At 50.6% G+C, this 18,107-nt stretch carries 18 protein-coding genes; 4 read left to right on the top strand and 14 right to left on the bottom strand.

Annotated elements, in window-relative coordinates; genetic code table 11:
• Positions 1–31: 31 nt before the first annotated feature.
• Both GKR98_04790 and GKR98_04785 read right to left on the bottom strand, forming a co-directional pair.
• On the bottom strand, positions 32–748 hold the full coding sequence (locus GKR98_04790) for a response regulator (GenBank protein QMU57578.1): 717 nt from the start codon (positions 746–748) through the stop codon (positions 32–34).
• 91 nt (positions 749–839) lie between these two features.
• Positions 840–1,118 carry a DUF1153 domain-containing protein gene (locus GKR98_04785; GenBank protein QMU57577.1) on the bottom strand — a complete coding sequence of 93 codons (279 nt, stop codon included), beginning with the start codon at positions 1,116–1,118 and terminating at the stop codon, positions 840–842.
• A 138-nt stretch (positions 1,119–1,256) separates the two neighbouring features.
• On the opposite strand from GKR98_04785, the gene mnmA reads away from it, so the two are divergent.
• On the top strand, positions 1,257–2,402 hold the full coding sequence (gene mnmA, locus GKR98_04780) for a tRNA 2-thiouridine(34) synthase MnmA (GenBank protein QMU57576.1): 1,146 nt from the start codon (positions 1,257–1,259) through the stop codon (positions 2,400–2,402).
• 35 nt (positions 2,403–2,437) lie between these two features.
• Here mnmA and lpxB read toward each other — a convergent pair whose 3' ends face one another.
• From lpxB to GKR98_04720, 12 genes are all read right to left on the bottom strand, one after another.
• Positions 2,438–3,628 (bottom strand): lipid-A-disaccharide synthase, encoded by a 1,191-nt coding sequence (gene lpxB / locus GKR98_04775; protein QMU57575.1) that lies wholly within the window; start codon positions 3,626–3,628, stop codon positions 2,438–2,440.
• Positions 3,629–3,685: 57 nt separating this feature from the next.
• Complete coding sequence (locus tag GKR98_04770) at positions 3,686–4,474, bottom strand: DUF1009 domain-containing protein (protein QMU57574.1); 789 nt, start codon at positions 4,472–4,474, stop codon at positions 3,686–3,688.
• A 1-nt stretch (position 4,475) separates the two neighbouring features.
• Positions 4,476–5,309 carry an acyl-ACP--UDP-N-acetylglucosamine O-acyltransferase gene (lpxA, locus tag GKR98_04765; GenBank protein ID QMU57573.1) on the bottom strand — a complete coding sequence of 278 codons (834 nt, stop codon included), beginning with the start codon at positions 5,307–5,309 and terminating at the stop codon, positions 4,476–4,478.
• Positions 5,273–5,728 carry a 3-hydroxyacyl-ACP dehydratase FabZ gene (fabZ, locus tag GKR98_04760; protein ID QMU57572.1) on the bottom strand — a complete coding sequence of 152 codons (456 nt, stop codon included), beginning with the start codon at positions 5,726–5,728 and terminating at the stop codon, positions 5,273–5,275. Before fabZ ends, lpxA begins: the two co-directional genes overlap by 37 nt.
• Before the next feature lie 65 nt (positions 5,729–5,793).
• Complete coding sequence (locus tag GKR98_04755; GenBank protein ID QMU57571.1) at positions 5,794–6,342, bottom strand: OmpH family outer membrane protein; 549 nt, start codon at positions 6,340–6,342, stop codon at positions 5,794–5,796.
• A 1-nt stretch (position 6,343) separates the two neighbouring features.
• Positions 6,344–8,644, bottom strand: a complete 2,301-nt coding sequence (bamA, locus tag GKR98_04750) for an outer membrane protein assembly factor BamA (protein QMU57570.1) — start codon at positions 8,642–8,644, stop codon at positions 6,344–6,346.
• Between the two features lie 341 nt (positions 8,645–8,985).
• Entirely contained in the window at positions 8,986–10,323 is a 1,338-nt protein-coding gene (rseP, locus tag GKR98_04745; GenBank protein QMU57569.1) for an RIP metalloprotease RseP, read from the bottom strand.
• 7 nt (positions 10,324–10,330) lie between these two features.
• The gene (locus GKR98_04740; GenBank protein QMU57568.1) at positions 10,331–11,500 is read right to left on the bottom strand and encodes a 1-deoxy-D-xylulose-5-phosphate reductoisomerase; all 1,170 of its coding nucleotides are present in this window, start codon (positions 11,498–11,500) and stop codon (positions 10,331–10,333) included.
• Complete coding sequence (locus GKR98_04735; GenBank protein ID QMU57567.1) at positions 11,500–12,297, bottom strand: phosphatidate cytidylyltransferase; 798 nt, start codon at positions 12,295–12,297, stop codon at positions 11,500–11,502. Before GKR98_04735 ends, GKR98_04740 begins: the two co-directional genes overlap by 1 nt.
• Positions 12,294–12,968 carry a di-trans,poly-cis-decaprenylcistransferase gene (uppS, locus tag GKR98_04730; protein QMU57566.1) on the bottom strand — a complete coding sequence of 225 codons (675 nt, stop codon included), beginning with the start codon at positions 12,966–12,968 and terminating at the stop codon, positions 12,294–12,296. The genes GKR98_04735 and uppS overlap by 4 nt, the downstream gene beginning before the upstream one ends.
• Before the next feature lie 85 nt (positions 12,969–13,053).
• Positions 13,054–13,617, bottom strand: a complete 564-nt coding sequence (locus tag GKR98_04725) for a ribosome recycling factor (protein ID QMU57565.1) — start codon at positions 13,615–13,617, stop codon at positions 13,054–13,056.
• A 123-nt stretch (positions 13,618–13,740) separates the two neighbouring features.
• Positions 13,741–14,478, bottom strand: a complete 738-nt coding sequence (locus tag GKR98_04720; GenBank protein ID QMU57564.1) for a UMP kinase — start codon at positions 14,476–14,478, stop codon at positions 13,741–13,743.
• A 101-nt stretch (positions 14,479–14,579) separates the two neighbouring features.
• Between GKR98_04720 and miaA the strand changes: the two genes are divergently transcribed.
• The 3 genes from miaA to GKR98_04705 all read left to right on the top strand — a co-directional run bounded on the left by miaA (position 14,580) and on the right by GKR98_04705 (position 18,055).
• The gene (gene miaA, locus GKR98_04715; protein ID QMU59967.1) at positions 14,580–15,470 is read left to right on the top strand and encodes a tRNA (adenosine(37)-N6)-dimethylallyltransferase MiaA; all 891 of its coding nucleotides are present in this window, start codon (positions 14,580–14,582) and stop codon (positions 15,468–15,470) included.
• 257 nt (positions 15,471–15,727) lie between these two features.
• A complete protein-coding gene (gene gap, locus GKR98_04710; GenBank protein ID QMU57563.1) occupies positions 15,728–16,729 on the top strand; it encodes a type I glyceraldehyde-3-phosphate dehydrogenase in 1,002 nt (333 codons plus the stop codon).
• Positions 16,730–16,843: 114 nt separating this feature from the next.
• Complete coding sequence (locus GKR98_04705) at positions 16,844–18,055, top strand: MFS transporter (protein ID QMU57562.1); 1,212 nt, start codon at positions 16,844–16,846, stop codon at positions 18,053–18,055.
• Positions 18,056–18,107: the final 52 nt, after the last annotated feature.

Below are 18,107 nucleotides of genomic sequence, written 5' to 3'. Positions count from 1 at the left end.
CTAAGGTCCAGTGGTTCTAATGAATTCTACTTTACGCTGTAACCGCCAAAGGTTCGCGATCGGCGCTAAGCGGTTGAGGGTCGCGTAAAACATATCCCCTACCCCACACTGTCTCGATATAATTATCGCCGTCCGTTGCTTCGCTTAGTTTCTTTCGAAGTTTACAGATAAACACGTCGATGATCTTCAATTCAGGTTCGTCCATTCCACCATACAAGTGATTTAGGAACATTTCTTTAGTCAAAGTTGTTCCTTTACGCAGCGAAAGCAATTCCAACATTTGGTATTCTTTGCCCGTCAGGTGCACGGCCCTGTCCTCTGCTTCGACGGTCTTGGCGTCAAGATTGACAGAAACTTTTCCTGTTTTGATTATTGATTGGGCATGGCCCTTAGATCTTCGAATAATTGCATGAATTCGCGCAACAAGTTCCTCGCGATGAAATGGCTGGGTTAGATAGTCGTCGGCCCCGAATCCAAATCCCTTGATTTTATCTTCAGTTTCGTCCGATCCTGTAAGAATTAGAATTGGGGTCTCGACCCGAGACAATCTAAGTTTACGCAACACCTCGTGACCGTCCATATCCGGCAAATTAAGGTCCAGTAGAATCAGGTCGTAGTCATACAGCTTTGCAAGATCGACACCCTCCTCACCAAGATCGGTAGCATAAACATTTAGGTTCGCGTGGGTCAGCATCATTTCAATGCTACGCGACGTCGTCGGATCGTCTTCAACCAGTAGAATGCGCATTTAGCATCTCCGCAGTCACCCCTTCACGATTCTTAATGTGGCGTTCATTGGTTAATTGCCAGTTACCAAATCCACCAATTATCAAAACAACCTACGGTTGTCTATAGCGCTGTAAAGATGTTGCTTTTAGTGCAGCATCTCCATGCCGCTCAACCAAATATTGCCATTCGCAAAATTCATCATCCGAAATTCTATACATTTTCAGGGCGTCTTCACGTGAAATTAGGCCACCTAGAACAGCCTTAACAACCGCGGCCTTGCGACTGGCAACCCACCGTCTGGTATGCTGATCTGGCAAGTCGGCGCGTGTCATCACCGTTCCATCGGGCAAAGTAACCGCACGTGGACCATCCACCTTTTTCAGATACATGTGCTGCCCTTCCTCACTGCGCTCTTCTGGTCAATCTGAACCACCAGCCTTAATCACTTGTGAAAGTGGCTCTTGTTACTGGTTTGAATTTTCTTATATTCCGTCAGATCTTCTTAATGTTTCTTCGGACGTTCAATCATGGCGCTTGATAACGGTTCATTGCTGAACTCACTCGGCTTCCCAAAGCCCCCTGCGGAAACACGCGTTGTTGTCGCCATGTCTGGTGGTGTCGACAGTTCAGTGGTCGCTGCGATGCTGGCGTCCGAGGGATATGATGTAGTCGGTGTAACGCTTCAATTGTACGATCACGGTGCGGCACTTGCCAAAAAAGGCGCGTGCTGCGCAGGGATAGACATTCACGACGCGCGACGAGTTGCGGAAGACATGGGGTTTCCTCATTACGTGCTTGATTACGAGAATATATTTCGGGATGCAGTCATTGACGAGTTCGCTGACAGTTATCTGGCGGGCGCTACGCCGGTGCCCTGCATCCGATGTAATGAACGCGTGAAATTCAAGGATCTATTGGAAACTGCCAAAGACCTTGAAGCAGATTGCATGGCTACTGGTCACTACATTCAAAGAAAAATTGGAAGCAACGGCGCAGAGCTGCATATGGCTGCGGACTCTAAGCGCGATCAAAGCTATTTTCTTTTCTCTACGACCAATGAGCAATTAGATTTTTTGCGTTTCCCACTCGGGCATCTGGTTTCCAAAGCTGAAACGCGCGAGCTTGCAGCGCACTATGGATTGGTTGTGGCAGACAAACCTGATAGTCAGGACATCTGCTTTGTACCTGATGGCAATTATGCTGGTGTTATTGAGAAACTCCGGCCCGGTGCCGCCGAACCCGGCGACATCGTCGATGTCGAGGGCAGCGTTTTGGGCACTCACAGCGGCGTTATTCACTACACCATCGGACAACGACGTGGCCTTGGGATTGGTGGACTGGAAAACCCGCTTTATGTGGTCCGCCTGGATGTCGAGAACCATCGTGTCGTAGTTGGTCCAAAAGATTTGCTTTCGACGCGAATTGTACCAGTTCGCGAGATCAACTGGCTTGGCAATACCCCTATGAAATCTCAAGAGACGTGGTTCATTTCGGTGAAGGTCCGTTCAACCCGTCCTCCGCTGGACGCAATACTGCGGCCCATCTCAGAGACCGAAGCCGAAATTGAACTGCTTACTCCGGAAGAAGGTGTTTCGCCGGGTCAGGCCTGTGTGTTCTATGAAACCGAAGGATCACGGGTACTAGGCGGTGGTTGGATTTGGCGCGGAAGCTAGGCAAATCAGTCTAACTGTTTGAAATGTCAGCTTTGTTAGGTCCCAGTTTTCGATCCTTGTGACTGATGACGTTCCAAAAATTCCAGGACAGAACGGGCCGCGCGAACCCCCGGCGCATCGCCGTTTAGACCAATGCGAGACATGGTCGTTTCCATCGCGGAATTCTGAGCTGAACGTTTTTTTGGATCGCTCAACAGCGAAAACATCGCTTCTGAAATTGCCCGAGGATCACAGTTCGGACCGAGGAACTCCGGCACTTCGCGGGTGTCACTTACCAGATTTACCAAAGTAACCGTGTCAATTAACGCCAGCCGCGACATAACCTGCCAAGTCAGCCAACTCATGTCATAGGCGATCACCATCGGTGTTTTGCTCGCTGCAAGCTCTAACGAAACTGTTCCCGACGCAGCAAGTGCGACGTTGGCAGCTCCAAAGGCTCCCTTTTTGCGCGACATTGCATCGGGATCATTTGCCATATCGATGATAACCGGCTTTATGGCCCAGGAATTAACGGAATCACCGATTGTTGTGGCGACATGACCAACAGCAGGTATGACGACCTGAAGGCCCGGAACTGACTTACTCAAAAACTCAATAGCGGCACCAAACTTCGGCATCAGCCGTGTCACTTCGCTGGACCGTGATCCCGGCAGGACCAATGCAATAGGTGCACTTCCTAACCCTTCCCTTGACCTAAACCCATCTATTTCTTCTTCGGTCGCAATCGGCTCGGTAACAACCGGATGACCAACAAAGTCGCTAGTCATACCTGCAGCCTCCATATAAGGCGGCTCAAATGGCAAAAGACTGAGAACATGGTCGATGTGCGCGGCCATCTTTTTGGCGCGACCGGGGCGCCAGGCCCAAACCGAAGGCGCTACATAGTGAACGCAAGGAATTCTGGTTCGATTCTTTACGATCTTAGCAAGGCGAAGGGAAAAGTCCGGGCTGTCGATTGTAATCAACACGTCCGGCTGCCATGCGATGACGTCGTCAGCAGTTTGTGCCAACCGCCGTCGTAACTGTGGGTATTTTGGAAGCACTTCGGCAATACCCATGACACTCAATTCCTGCATCGGGAATAAACTGTCGACTCCGGCGTTCTGCATTAGCGGACCCGCAACGCCGCGAAATTCAATTCCCTTCGCCAGAGAATTCATGCCGTCAATTAAAGCCGCACCTAGTTTGTCACCTGATGCCTCGCCTGCAAGTAAGTAGGCCTTCATTTACTCACGCCTTTGAGAAACATCCGGTTTTCTAGATCTGTAGCAAAACCCATGTTTTTAAGATCGTTTAACCCAAAGAAAGATGTTTCGTTTGTCAGCTTCTTTGATGGCATTTGACATGTCCAGAACCATGACTCCACCTTCTTCAATCACAATACCATCCAGACCTGCATCTGCGGCCTTTGCGACAGTCTGCGAACTGATGACCGGTAGATCGCCGCGGCGATCCTGTCCGGGCTTTGGGGCTTTGAAAAATATTCCGCCGCCTGAATCGGGTCTGACTTTAAGGCTTTCCAGCATCCAATCGGTGCCAAATACCCCTTCTATCGCCAGCATCTGACCCCGATGGACCGCGCAGGATTGACCAATGTCCGCATGTCCAACCATATTGAGAACTTCCGACGCGCGACGAACCTCGTCATCAATATCTTGATCAGGCTTTCTTTTTGTCTGACATCCAACTGGGGGAAGCAAGTCAGGGATCAATTCATGGGCTGCAGTCACGTTGAAACCCGCATCTTCAAAAATCGCAAAGATTGCCCGAAGGGCGCCATCGTCGCCACCCAATAGCGCCTCGGTAAGCTTAGGTATCAGTGGTTTCGTAAGGTCGTCGATCTGCGCAGGATCAATTACGGTACGGCGAACGGCGCCCGCAAAACACACATCCCTAACGCCTGCACGGCTTAATTCGATAAGAAGGGCACCTAAATTCTCCAAACGAAAATTCAGATCGACGTCGATGTCATTGGGGGCGAACCCCTGCAAGGCTACCACCAGAGAGGGACCTTTGGTGCGGTCTTTGATGAGCTTTGGCAAATCGCCTTGGCCTGCAATTATGGCCAGCACCTCAACGCTCCGGCGTCAGAAATGAGCGATCGGACGCCGCAAGGACAAACTCGACTATTTCGCGCACATAAGCGCTGTCGGTTTCGTCACCCAATCTTCGCGTGCGATCCTGAAAAGCACCGTCACCCTGAGCCAGCATCTGAAATGCAGCCCTAAGTGCGGTTATGTCTGTTCGAGAAACACCGCGACGTTTTAATCCGACTAAATTCAGCCCATCGAGGGTACCGCGCGGACCCTGAACAAGACCAAATGGGATCACATCGTTGGTCACCATTGTGACGGCACCAATGATCGCGCCCCTTCCGATCCGCACCCATTGATGAATTCCCGAAAGCCCGCCGATTATGACGTCATCATCAATAATACAGTGACCCGCGATGGCTCCCTGGTTTGCAACAATTACCCGATTTCCGATGCGAGCATCGTGCGCCACATGCGCGCCAGTCATAAACAAACAATCATCGCCAACAACAGTTTCGCCACCGCCACCTTCTGTGCCGGTATTCATCGTAACGCCCTCACGAATTCGATTTCTGGCACCAATAGTCAACCTAGTCACCTCGCCCTTGAACTTCAGGTCTTGAGGTATCTCTCCGATTACTGCCCCTGGAAATATGACGGTTTCGTCCCCAACTGAGGTGTTCCCGGTGATCACTACGTGCGGCTTGATGTGAACGCATTTACCGAGTGTCACGTCTGAGCCAACAATAGAAAACGCATCAACTTGTGTTCCTGGCCCAATTACAGCGCCCTCTTCTACGACCGCCGATGGATGAACAATAGCACCAGGATCAATGCTCACTTGGGAACGTCCATCATTGCGGTAAAGGCACATTCGCACGCAAGCTCGCCATCAACACTTGCCAGCCCTTTAAACTTCCAGACTTTTCCACCGCCTCGCACAGTCTCGACGGCCATTCTCAAAGTATCTCCAGGCCCAACTTTCCGTCGGAATTTTACATTGTCGATGGCCATGAAATAGACACCAAAATCCTTGTCAGCCAGATTTAAGCCTACTCCAGCGATAACTGCTGCTGTTTGCGCCATAGCTTCAACCATCAATACTCCCGGAAATACGGGCATGTCCGGAAAGTGGCCCTGAAACTGAGGTTCGTTCATCGTGACGTTCTTTATTCCAACGCCAGATTTGGTTCCGTCGATATCGATTACTTTATCTACAAGCAGAAACGGATAACGATGAGGGATAATCCGCTGAATGAGATCAATATCAGCGCTTTCGAGCGGTTCAGTCATTTAATCGGTCCCGTGCTCGTTGTTTCATCTATGGCTATCAAGAGCCTGCCCAACGGGCAAGCTCATCAATTGTCGGTTTCTGCGTCAAAGGCAGAATTAATCCGATCAATTGCAAGGTCTGTGATATCGATCCTATCCGCTGACAGAAATACGTCCCGGCGATCCAACACGATAAGGGCGCCTCGTTCTCGCACTATATCCGATATTATGCCCGCAACTTGTTCAATAAAGCTATTTCGCGCGTTCTCCCGCGCCAGTGATATTGCGCGTGCTTTTTCGTCTTGTTCTGTGCGAATACGCTGAACTTCGGCGTCAAATTCGTCCGCGGCTTTCCTGAAGACCTCTGGCGTCATCGTCGGCCGTTCTTCGGTCAGGGCGCTTTCACGAGCAATAAGATCGTCTTCTATGCGTTTGTTCTCTTGCGCCAAAAAAGCCGTGCGGTCTTCAATTTCTTCGATCACGCGATCGCCAAGTCGAGTTCCGGCAAATAAACGATCCTGATCGATAGTGAGGATTGGCGATGGTATGTTTATTGCGGAGTCCTGAGCTAAACTAGCCGTCGAGAAAATAGAAAATCCGACAAGAACAATGAGAAATCGCAGACTTTGCGGCATATCAAAACTGCGTTGCAATTGTGAAATCGAAGGACCGTTGATCGTCCAGAGCGTTATATTTGATCGGGTTCGAGAAATTCATGCGAAGTGGTCCGATTGGCGTATCCCACAGTAGGCTGAAGCCGATGGATGATCTGAGTTCAGCACCGTCGTCAACAGGGTCTTGGACACCCGACGTGTTATCAAGGCCCCACAGCGTGCCGACATCGAAAAATACCCCACCTGTAATTCCATATTCTTCGGGTAATCCCAGGGGAAAATCCGCCTCAAATCGAGCGACGGCATAGTTATTGCCGCCCAAAACATCAGATCTGGTCGCATCTACATCTCGCGGACCGACCCCGCGACTTGAAAAACCACGTAGTTGCCGAGACGAGAGAAAGAACCGATCCGTAACTCGAGTAGAACCGCCACCGGTAGCTTGTATATTTCCGCCTTCAAAAATCGCGCGAACTGTAACTTCTTCATTCAAGACATCTCGTTGCGCTACTACTGACGCGGTCGATCGCAAATACTTGGTATCACCACCCACACCCGCATATTCTTGACCAAATCTAAGCCGGACCCCCCGGTTTTCGTTCAAGCCGCCATTTAATAAGTCCAAAGTATATTGATAACCGATTGAGCTTTTGGACTGTGATCCGCTTTCCAGGGCCAATATTGGCGAAGCGTCTGCTGAAATATCAGAAATTCCCTCACTGCCAATCTCATAGAAAAGCGAAAGACTTCCGTTTTCACTTACTGGAAATCCCAGTGAGGGTCTCAGTGTAGTTGACTGAGTTTGATAGGTCGCATTGCTGAAGTCCGTAGTGAAGTCACGTAGTCGAACGCCGAACGAAAGGTCCCGTCCTAAGAATGCGGGTTCGGTGAAAGATAGTGTGGTGTCACGATCCTCTGATCCAGATTGCAGGTTAACCGCAACGGACTGGCCACGTCCTAAAAAGTTCCGTTCAGTGAAGCCAACGACAAGGGCAAATCCGCTATCAGGAGAATACGTTCCACCAAACGTTAGTGTGCCAGTTGGCTGTTCTTCAACATCAACATCCACGACGACCTGATCCTGAGCGGATCCTTGTCGGGATTGCACATCAACATTAGCAAAAAAACCAAGCGCCCGAATGCGCTCAGCAGCGTTTCGAATTGCCCGAGGGTTGAAAGGATCACCTTCGACTGTATCAAACTGTCTTCGAACGACGCGATCCAACGTCGTTGTATTTCCTTCAATGTCTATGCGCTCAACGAACACGCGCGGACCGCGAACAAGAGCAAACTCGACATCCAATGTTAGGTCGCGAGCATTGCGCGTGATCTGTGGATCGACTCGAAGAAAATCCAACCCTTGCCTTAGCGCTATCCTTTCAAGTCTATCAATTTGTTCCTCGACCCTTGAGGGATTCCAAGTTTCCCCAGATTTCAAGTTCACTTCATCAAAATAAGAGTCGGAGTCCACATTGCTGAACTCAGAGGATAAAGAAACTTTCCCGACTGAATACTGCTGCCCTTCTCGAACATTGAATGTTATGAAACTTGCATCGCGTTCGCGCGAAAATTCTGACGAAACGTCCAAGACGCTAAAATCTACATATCCTCGTGAATTGTAGAAGTCTGTCAGCGCCTGTCGGTCAAAAGCAATCCTCTCAGCAAGAAACGAGTCACGTCGGATAATAGCCCGTAGAAAGCCGGCTTGCTTTGTTTCAATGGCGCGGCGGAGGCGACGATCTGTAAATGCTCTGTTTCCGACAAAACTAATACGCTCGTTTTCAACAACCCGGCCTTCGGAAACTTCGAAAACAAGATCCACCCTGTTGTCCGATCGGCGAATGATCTTTGGCGTAACATTCGCAGATAGGCGGGCACTGGCAGCATAGGCGTCGGCAATGATAGCTGCGTCTGCTTCAGCAATATCCGGCGTAAAAACACGCCGCGATTGCGACTGTAGCAATGGAAGCAAAATTTCATCGGAAAGACGGTCATTCCCCTCAATGGCAATTAAATTGACTGTGGGCCGCTCTACGACAACTACGCGCAGTCCATTCCCGCTTGGTATGATCTCTACAGACTCAAACAGACCAGACGCAACGATACGTTGCAGCGCGTTGTTAATCTGGTCGTCACTTGCAATTTGCCCTTGGTCGATTTCAGTGAGCGAAATGATTGTCGAAGCAGGAACACGCTGATTTCCGATTACCGATAAGGAATTAACCCGTGTTTGGGCCTCAGATACAGATACTGCAGCCCACGTAGCCAGAAAGGCGCACAGCACAAGCCGAGAAACAGTTCCAGCGACACTATTATTAGCCATGTTCCCTCGCCCGACTAAACAGTCTTAATGGGCTTGTGAGTAAAGGGATTCTAGGGGGGTGTCAAAAGCACGAAGCCGCCCTAAAAAGGACGGCCCGTGTGTGCGTGTAAGGAGTGAGTGTCGCCTATTGCGGCGTGCCTAAATACGCAGCCAGAAACAATGCCCCGCCAAGAGCAAGCAGTGAAATCATGCGGTCGAGGTTGAGCTCAACCAACAGTTCCAAGCCTTTGTATCCCCGTTCTAGCACTTGCATTTATGCACCTTAATCTCTGCGACATATTCTGACTATTTGAGCAATATGTCTGAATTTGGGCAGCTAAGGGGCCGGAAAGAGGCTCTTATCAGGGGCAGAAAAGATCGTTGGTTACAGCAAACACCATCAATGCAAGCATAACTGTAAGCCCGCCAGCCATCAGATACTTCAATGCTTGATCGCTCGGTGGGCGCCCTGTCACAGCTTCCCACGCATAGAAAACCAAATGGCCCCCGTCCAATACCGGAATGGGAAACAAATTCAGCATGCCGACCGCAGTCGAAAGAACTGCCATGAACCAAATGAAGGATATCCACCCCTGTGCCGCCGCCTGACCGGACGTCTCAGCAATCCCAATTGGGCCAGAGATATTGCAGGTCGATATCTTACCGGCGATCATATGATAGAGGCCCGAAATACTAGAACGCGTAATGAAGACGATTTGCTCAGCGCCATAATTGATGGCTTCAATCAGGCTTGGGTTTTCGGTTGCGGGATCAAAGAGCATGCCGCCGCCCATTCCGATAATGAAATGCGTTTCAAAACCACCGTCTTGTAGTGGCAGATCCATGCGCCGAGGTGTCATCGTAAATTTCAGAACTTCACCACCTCTCCAAACGTCCAGTTTTAGAGAATTACCGTTCGATGCGCGCACGATTTCGCGCAACTGGTCGAATTGGAAAATGGCAACATCATCGACGGCCACCACTACGTCATCTACTTGTAGCCCAGCCCCTTCAGCGGCCGAGCCAGGAGAAACCGATATGGCCACTGGCGGAAACAGCCATGGACCTAAGACAACGCGCTCGGTACCATCTCGACGAACAGTATATTCTATGACTTCCTGTGCTACCAAATTTTCGGTGAACTCAGAAAAATCCTCCAAGCTGGGCAAGTCTTTTCCATCTATAGCCAACAGAACGTCGCCAGGCTCCAACTCTTGAGTCTCAACAGGAAGCGACCGAAGCGTTTCAATTGTGATAGGGTCACTTGCTACGCCACGTGCGAATAGCAGTAATGCAAACACTATGAACGACAAGATAAAGTTGAACACAGGACCTGCCAAAACGGTCAATGTGCGCGCCCATAATGGTGCTCCATGCATCGTCGCACGCAGCTCATCTTCACTTAGACCGGACATTGCTTCAACATCTTTGGCGGACGCCGCATTTTCGTCACCGCGAAATTTTACAAATCCGCCAAAGGGTAATGCTGCAATTTGCCACCGCGTTCCGTGACGGTCTATTTTGCTATATATAACAGGGCCAAACCCAACCGAAAAAATGTCAGCCTTAATGCCAGTCCAGCGCCCAACAATATAATGGCCGTATTCATGCACAGCGACAATAATTGAAAGCGCAACCACAAAGGCGGCGATTGTCCAAGTCAGCGTTCCAAAAGAGGGGAGAAGCCCTGCCAGATCCATGAAATTCCTAACCTTGCCTTCTTGCCATGGACTCCAGAGCCCTTATGCGTGCCATTTGGTCCGTATCTTGAACTGTATCAAGTGTAATCGGGGCTAAACCGAGACATTCACCTGACATAATTTCGATAACATCTTCGACGACCGAAGCCATATCAGTGAACCGAATTTTGCCATCAATGAAACCGTCGAGCGCGGTTTCTTTTGCCGCGTTGAATGCTGCGCCAGCCAAACCACCTTCATCCATGACCCATCGCGCCAATCGAAGCGCAGGATATCTTTCCATGTCGGGGGCTTTGAAAGTCAACTGACCTATTTGTGAAAGATCAAGTCTTTCAACGGGCAATGTCTCGCGCGCGGGCCAGTTCAGAGCATAGCCAATTGCATGCCTCATGTCCGGAGTTCCCAAATGCGCCATCAGTGCCCCATCCCTATATCCAACCAACGCGTGAACCAGACTTTCGGGATGAACAAGTGTTTCGATTTTCTCGGGCGAAAATCCAAAAAACTCCTTGGCTTCAATCAGTTCTAATGCCTTGTTGAACATACTTGCGCTATCAATGGTGATGCGACGCCCCATTGACCAGTTGGGGTGAGATGATGCCTGCTCAACAGTTGCATTCGCTAGATCGGACAGAGGCCAGTCTCGAAATGCACCACCGGAAGCTGTTAAGATCACGCGCTCTACCGCTTCCAATTCTTCACCTTGAAGTGCCTGAAAAACGGCGGAATGCTCGCTGTCTACTGGTAAAATTGTTGCGCCATGCTTTCTAGCAGTGGACATCATCAAAGTCCCGGCGGTCACTAGGCTTTCCTTGTTGGCCAGGGCCAATGTAGTTCCCTGCTCCAGTGCTTTAAGACCAGGAATCAAACCTGCAGCGCCAACGATGGAAGACATAGTCCAATGAACTGACCGTTCAGCCAGCTCTGCAAGACCACTCGCTCCTGCAGCCACTTCGATTCCCGTGCCAGCCAGTGCGTGATGCAAATCTCGGTAGAGCTCCTCGTGCGCCGTGACCGCAATACCTGCTCTGGTTGAGGTCGCCTGTTTGGCAAGCAACTGAATGTTGGTGCCGCCAGACAAACCAACGACCTCATAAGCGTCGGGATCGCTCTCAATCAGGTCAATTGTGTTGCTTCCAACCGATCCAGTTGAGCCGAATATCGTGACTTTGCGCATTACACTGCCGGTGGCACAGGGGGGAAATCGATGATTTGTTCGATCAACAAAAGAAAAATAGCCGCTCCGAGCATAGCGTCGAACCTATCGAACATGCCGCCATGACCCGGCAAAATGGACGAGCTGTCTTTAACTCCCATGCGGCGCTTCAAGGCACTTTCAGCGACATCGCCAAGTTGCCCAGCGATTGCAACGGTGATTGATATGCCGACCAAGGACCAAGTCGCCTGCCCCAAGATTATATAGATTACCGCGACGAACGCCGCGCCAACCCAACCTGCAATCGTGCCTGACCAAGTTTTCTTTGGGCTAACTTTTGGCCAAAATTTTGGTCCGCCAATGAACCGACCCGCAAAGTATCCCAAAACATCGCTGACAATGACGACCAACGCCAACCAAGCAACCCATTCGAATCCGAAATCATCCCTAAGATGTACCAGCCCGAAACCGGCCACCAAAATAGCAGATGAGAAAAGAGCAAAAGTCGCGCGGTGTTTTTCAAGTTGGCTTACTCCAACCAATGCGGGCAAAAATACTAGTGGCAACAGATAGGCAGGCGGAAATGTCGTAAGTAATAACAATGATGCAGCGCTAAGCACGCCAAGTGGGACTGCAAATTTTTGGGCACCGATCATACGGCAGACTTCCCAAGTCATGATGCCGGAAATTATCGAAACTAGTATATGAAATACATGGCCACCCATCCACATTGCGGCCAATCCAACGCCAGCAGCAATGCCCCCCGAAATCAGTCGTTGGCTCAAATCATTCCACTGCCCACCCCCGGCATGGCTCATCCAGGCACAGCTCCATAACGTCTTTCGCGGCGACCATAACACGCCAAAACTTTGGAAAACTCCTGTCGCGTGAAATCAGGCCATAGTGTATCGACGAATTCATATTCCGAATACGCGGACTGCCAAAGAAGGAAATTCGAAATTCGTGCCTCACCACTGGTTCGAATCACCAAATCTGGATCGGGCAGAACGTATGTATCCAAACGTTTGGCCAAGGTTTCGGCGTCAACATCCTGAGGATCGAGTTTGCCAGCAGCGACTTCTGTGCACAGTCTCTTTGTTGCTCGTGCAACTTCATCGCGACCGCCATAATTCAGTGCGACCGTCAGATGAACAAGATCATTGTCGCAAGTGAGAAGTTCGAGTTCATCCATCAATGCAACAAGCGTTTCGTCCAAGCGAATGCGATCACCGATAAATCGAACTCGAACCCCAGATTCAACCAATTGCTTGGTTTCGCTCATCAAATATCGTTTAAAAAGTTTCATCAAACCCGAAACTTCGGATTGAGTGCGTTTCCAATTCTCGGTCGAAAACGCAAATATTGTCAGGTATTTGACACCAAGCTCAGGACAGGCTTCGACAATTTCGCGAACGCGTCTTGCTCCAGCATGGTGTCCAAATAGACGCGGCTTACCGCGAGCTTGCGCCCACCGACCGTTACCGTCCATGATTATCGCCACATGTTCAGGCGAGGGTTTTTCGTGTTTGACCAATATTAGGGTCTCCTCGATTCTTGCCTCACCCAGCGGTGTTTTACACCTGCATTATTTCTTCTTGCTTACTTTCCAGCGCGGAATCGATTTTTCCAATACCCTGATCGGTCAGTTCCTGCACTGAGCCTTCCCAGAATTTCTGGTCATCTTCCGACATGCCGTCTGATTTGGCCTTCTTGATCTGGTCCATGCCGTCACGACGAACGTTTCTGATAGCAACCCTGGCGTTCTCTGCATATTGACCGGCAACTTTGGTCAACTCTTTGCGGCGTTCTTCATTAAGTTCGGGAATCGGTAAGCGAATGATTGTTCCGTCAACAACCGGGTTGATTCCAAGCCCGCTTTCGCGAATGGCTTTCTCAACTTTACCCGTGAGCTGTTTATCCCAGACATTCACTGTAATCATACGCGGCTCGGGAACATTTACGGTACCAACCTGGTTGATTGGCGTAATTGCTCCGTAAGCGTCGACATTTATTGGCTCTAACATCGAAGCAAATGCACGCCCCGTGCGAAGTGACAAAAATTCCTGGCGCAAGGCCACCATGGCCCCGTCCATGCGCCGCTCTAGGTCATCTAGGTCAATTTCGATATCGTCCGACATGCTGATCCGTTCTGTCGCGGTGTATACAGTATCTCGGCCTCTATAACCGCCTTTTGCGTTGATTGTATAGCCCGACACAGGCCCAAGCTGGTGCAGTGGTCGTGCAGCAATGGCAGGAGCAATTTATCCTTCGTGAACTTCGGTGTAAGTCCCTTGTCCTGCCAATATCCCTTTGAAACCGCCCGGCTCATCAAGGGAAAAGACAATGATCGGCAACCTGTTGTCTCTGGCGAGCGCAATCGCCGAAGCATCCATGACACCCAAATGCTGGGCCAGCACCTCATCATAGGTGACATTTTCGTACCGTTTTGCGTCTTCGAATTTTGCCGGGTCTTTGTCGTATACCCCGTCAACCTTGGTGCCTTTGAAAATCGCCTGGCACGACATCTCAGATGCTCTCAGGGTTGCTGCAGTATCTGTGGTGAAATACGGATTGCCGGTTCCAGCAGCAAAGATGCAGACCCTTTTCTTCTCGAGATGCCTAACCGCACGACGTCGAATGTAGGGTTCTGCCACTTCGTCCATGCGGATGGCTGAAATAACACGAGTATGGATTCCGCGTTCTTCCAAAGCAGATTGCATGGCGAGTGCATTCATTACGGTCGCCAGCATCCCCATGTAATCGGCCGTTGTGCGCTCCATCCCCTGCGCGCTGCCCTGAAGGCCGCGGAAAATGTTGCCGCCGCCGATGACCATGCAAATCTCGACGCCCAGGTCATGCACCGACTGAACTTCGGCGGCGATTCGGGAAACTGTCGGTGGATGAAGACCATATCCTTGATCTCCCATCAGCGCTTCACCAGAAATCTTCAACAATACCCTGTCGTAAGCAGGTTGAGATTGGGACGTTTCGGCGGACATGCTTTCCCCTCGGATGTGTATTTTGTTGGTGGGGCTTTGCGCCCGGCGCGAAAATGTCCGAAAACAGCGGCAGTATCAACGCACAAGACCGGAAAACATGGATGCGATGGATCGAAAGTGCAGGTTCAACTCTTTCAGGCACACGTCCGATCCTGATTGCCGGACCTACGGCAAGCGGCAAATCAGCATTGGCCATGTATTTTGCCGATCGATTTGATGGTCAGATTATCAATGCCGATGCCATTCAAGTTTATTCTGATTGGAGAGTTTTGACTGCAAGGCCAAGTATTGCGGACGAGAAACAAGTTCAGCATCAGCTTTACGGGCATATTTTGGGAACCACGCCCTACTCCACCGGCCAATGGCTCCGGGAAGTCGCGCCACTGCTGACAAATAAGTTGCCAATCATTGTTGGCGGTACGGGGCTCAATTTTGCTGCTCTGACAGAGGGATTGGCAGATATTCCACCAACGCCGGAAGAAATAAGAAAAACTGCAAATGAACGGGTAAAGACCGAAGGATTTAGATCACTTCTTGCTGAACTCGATTCGCGCACTGCTCAGCAAATTGACCGAAATAATCCGATGCGCGTTCAACGAGCTTGGGAAGTTTTGGCTTTTACTGGCCGCAGCCTTTTTGAGTGGCAATCAGAAACGCCTGATCCAGTTCTAAGACCTGAAGACGCAGATAAGATTGTCGTTTGTGGATCGCGAGAGAACCTTTTGCACAGAATTGAAAGCCGATTTGACAAAATGCTCAGTATGGGTGTGCTTGAAGAAGCAAAAGCGAACGCTTCACAGTGGCAGCCAGATCAACCTTCGGCAAAAGCCATAGGGGCATCTGAACTGATCACTCACGTTAAAGGCAATCTTTCATTGGAACTGGCCAAAGAACGCATTGTGATTCAAACACGCCAATACGCAAAACGCCAAAGAAGCTGGTTTCGCGGCCGTATGGGCACGTGGACCTGGATCGACCCCGACAACCAGTAATGTTAGCGCTGTCATTTATTGACGCACACATACAAAACCAACGCTTTCCACTGGAACCTTTTGCTTGCCTTTGTCATAACGCCCGCGATGACAAACAGGATCGCACTTTTGATCGGTCTGTTCCTGCTCGCGGTGCTCGCGTTGAATTTTGCCCTTGGCCTTGAATGGCACATATTTCTTGGGCGGAAATTCCTGGACCTGATCCGTCTGATCGCCATCTGGCGATAGGTGCTCTACGCCATTTGAGGAGAAAACCTTTGGCAGTCAAAGTCGCAATTAATGGTTTCGGTCGCATCGGAAGAAATGTTCTTCGTGCCATAATAGAGTCCGGGCGCACCGATATTGAAGTCGTTGCAATCAATGATTTAGGACCGGTTGAAACGAATGCACATTTGCTGCGCTATGATTCAGTTCACGGTCGATTCCCGGCGACGGTCACAATGACCGAGGATACAATCGATGTGGGTCGGGGACCGATGGCCGTCACAGCCATTCGCAACCCGGCCGACTTGCCTTGGGCCGATGTCGACATCGTTCTGGAGTGCACAGGCATCTTCACTTCGAAGGAAAAATGCCAGGCCCATCTGGAAAACGGTTCAAGCCGGGTTCTGATTTCCGCTCCCGGTTCTGACGCCGACAAGACTATCGTGTTCGGCGTGAACGATGAGAATCTGACTGCTGACGATATTGTTGTGTCCAATGCGTCATGCACAACGAACTGTCTAAGTCCTGTCGCAAAAGTTTTGAACGATACCATTGGCATCACCAAAGGGTTCATGACCACGATCCACAGTTACACCGGTGATCAACCCACGCTCGATACAATGCACAAAGACCTTTATCGCGCACGAGCCGCCGCACTGTCGATGATCCCAACCTCCACCGGCGCCGCCAAAGCTGTCGGTCTGGTCTTGCCCGAACTAAACGGCAAGCTCGACGGCGTCGCTATTCGTGTGCCAACACCAAACGTATCGGTTGTTGACCTGACATTCGAAGCCAGCAAGCCAACAAGTGTTGAAGAGGTTAACAACGCCATCCGAGAGGCTGCAGATGGTCCTCTAAAGGGCATTTTGGGCTATACGGATGAGCCGCTGGTGTCGATCGACATCAACCACAATCCGCACTCGTCCATATTCCACATGGACCAGACTAAGGTGATGGACGGAACTATGGTACGGATCCTAACTTGGTATGACAACGAATGGGGCTTTTCCAATCGGATGTCTGATACTGCGGTTGCGATGGGTAAACTCATTTAACAAAATCCAAAAGGCTCCCGAAAATGCCTCGCCTTTCCGGCGGGGCATTTTTTATTCGATAGGATAGAGTTAATGTGGATGGACCCATTGATGCGCCGGGACTAACGTCGCGCAATGCAGGCAAGCCAACATGACAGTCAATACTCCTGGATTCGCTTAGGCGTTAGCATGTGCCTTTCCATTGTTGGAAGCATGGGCATCTGGGCGGTTGTTGCCATTATTCCCGCGGTCGAGTCCGAACTTGAAGTTGGACGAGCAGAAGCCACCCTGCCCTTCACTGCGGCAATGATTGGCTTTGCTCTCGGCAACTTAACACTTGGGCGGGCAGTTGACCGTTTCGGGATTTCAATGGTCCTGGTGGTGGCAGGTTGTGCCTTGGCGTTTGGCTATGTGAGCGCCTCGTTCGCATCAAGTATATATACCCTTACTGTCTTGACCTTTTTCCAAGGCTTTGGATCATCAGCATGTTTTGGACCGCTGATCGCTGATGTTTCTCAATGGTTCATGAAACGCCGGGGCATTGCGGTGGCTGTCACAGCAAGCGGCAATTATTTGTCTGGTGCGCTCTGGTCGCCAACGATCATTTGGTTTTCGGATGATTTCGGGTGGCGCGGAGCTTACGTTGCCCTTGGCATAATTTGCTTTCTGGTATTGCTGCCGGGCGCCTTGTTTCTCAGGCGTCAGATTGATCAATCGTCGACCGACATTGCAACCGCAGATGCGGCTAGGCACGCGGCAACGACAGGACTTTCGCATCAGACTCTGACAGTTCTGTTGGCTGCAGCCGGAATTGGTTGCTGTGTGGCGATGTCGATGCCCCAGGTACACATCATTGCCTTATGTGTGGACCGTGGGTTTGGCGCCGCCGCCGGCGCGGAAATGCTTAGCCTGATGTTGATGGGAGGAGTTGTTTCTCGGCTGGTATCCGGCGCTTTGGCCGACAGACTTGGCGGACTGCCCACACTTCTCATTGGCTCGGTCCTGCAAACCGCAGGACTTTGCCTTTATTTGATAGAAGGTGGCCTTACCTCACTTTATCTCATCTCATTGGCATTCGGACTCAGCCAGGGCGGAATTGTTCCGAGCTATGCAATCATTGTGCGGGAATATATGCCACCTCGTGAGGCCGGTCGGCGCGTTGGGTTGGTGATTTCTGCGACGATACTGGGCATGGCGCTTGGCGGCTGGCTGACCGGATGGCTGTACGACATCTACGGCAGCTACACTGTCGCCCTGTGGAATGGCATCGGCTTCAACTTGTTCAACGCGGCCATCGTTCTGACGATTCTTTACCGGATAGGAAGACATCAAAATGCAGCTGCTTGAGAATTTGGCAATTTCCAAATCCTCAAAAAAAACGCCCGCACAAGGCGGGCGC

Source organism: Boseongicola sp., from assembly GCA_014075275.1.
In the GTDB taxonomy this organism is placed as follows: domain Bacteria; phylum Pseudomonadota; class Alphaproteobacteria; order Rhodobacterales; family Rhodobacteraceae.
This window is presented reverse-complemented; position numbering and strand designations above follow the sequence as displayed.

What these genes read in the sequence shown, in the direction of transcription:
- GKR98_04790 (QMU57578.1), bottom strand. Translation starts at nt 748, where the DNA reads ATGCGCATTCTACTGGTTGAAGACGATCCGACGACGTCGCGTAGCATT.
- GKR98_04785 (QMU57577.1), bottom strand. Translation starts at nt 1,118, where the DNA reads ATGTATCTGAAAAAGGTGGATGGTCCACGTGCGGTTACTTTGCCCGAT.
- mnmA (QMU57576.1), top strand. Translation starts at nt 1,257, where the DNA reads ATGGCGCTTGATAACGGTTCATTGCTGAACTCACTCGGCTTCCCAAAG.
- lpxB (QMU57575.1), bottom strand. Translation starts at nt 3,628, where the DNA reads ATGAAGGCCTACTTACTTGCAGGCGAGGCATCAGGTGACAAACTAGGT.
- lpxA (QMU57573.1), bottom strand. Translation starts at nt 5,309, where the DNA reads ATGTGCCTTTACCGCAATGATGGACGTTCCCAAGTGAGCATTGATCCT.
- fabZ (QMU57572.1), bottom strand. Translation starts at nt 5,728, where the DNA reads ATGACTGAACCGCTCGAAAGCGCTGATATTGATCTCATTCAGCGGATT.
- GKR98_04755 (QMU57571.1), bottom strand. Translation starts at nt 6,342, where the DNA reads ATGCCGCAAAGTCTGCGATTTCTCATTGTTCTTGTCGGATTTTCTATT.
- bamA (QMU57570.1), bottom strand. Translation starts at nt 8,644, where the DNA reads ATGGCTAATAATAGTGTCGCTGGAACTGTTTCTCGGCTTGTGCTGTGC.
- rseP (QMU57569.1), bottom strand. Translation starts at nt 10,323, where the DNA reads ATGGATCTGGCAGGGCTTCTCCCCTCTTTTGGAACGCTGACTTGGACA.
- GKR98_04740 (QMU57568.1), bottom strand. Translation starts at nt 11,500, where the DNA reads ATGCGCAAAGTCACGATATTCGGCTCAACTGGATCGGTTGGAAGCAAC.
- GKR98_04735 (QMU57567.1), bottom strand. Translation starts at nt 12,297, where the DNA reads ATGAGCCATGCCGGGGGTGGGCAGTGGAATGATTTGAGCCAACGACTG.
- uppS (QMU57566.1), bottom strand. Translation starts at nt 12,968, where the DNA reads ATGGACGGTAACGGTCGGTGGGCGCAAGCTCGCGGTAAGCCGCGTCTA.
- GKR98_04725 (QMU57565.1), bottom strand. Translation starts at nt 13,617, where the DNA reads ATGTCGGACGATATCGAAATTGACCTAGATGACCTAGAGCGGCGCATG.
- GKR98_04720 (QMU57564.1), bottom strand. Translation starts at nt 14,478, where the DNA reads ATGTCCGCCGAAACGTCCCAATCTCAACCTGCTTACGACAGGGTATTG.
- miaA (QMU59967.1), top strand. Translation starts at nt 14,580, where the DNA reads ATGCGATGGATCGAAAGTGCAGGTTCAACTCTTTCAGGCACACGTCCG.
- GKR98_04705 (QMU57562.1), top strand. Translation starts at nt 16,844, where the DNA reads ATGCAGGCAAGCCAACATGACAGTCAATACTCCTGGATTCGCTTAGGC.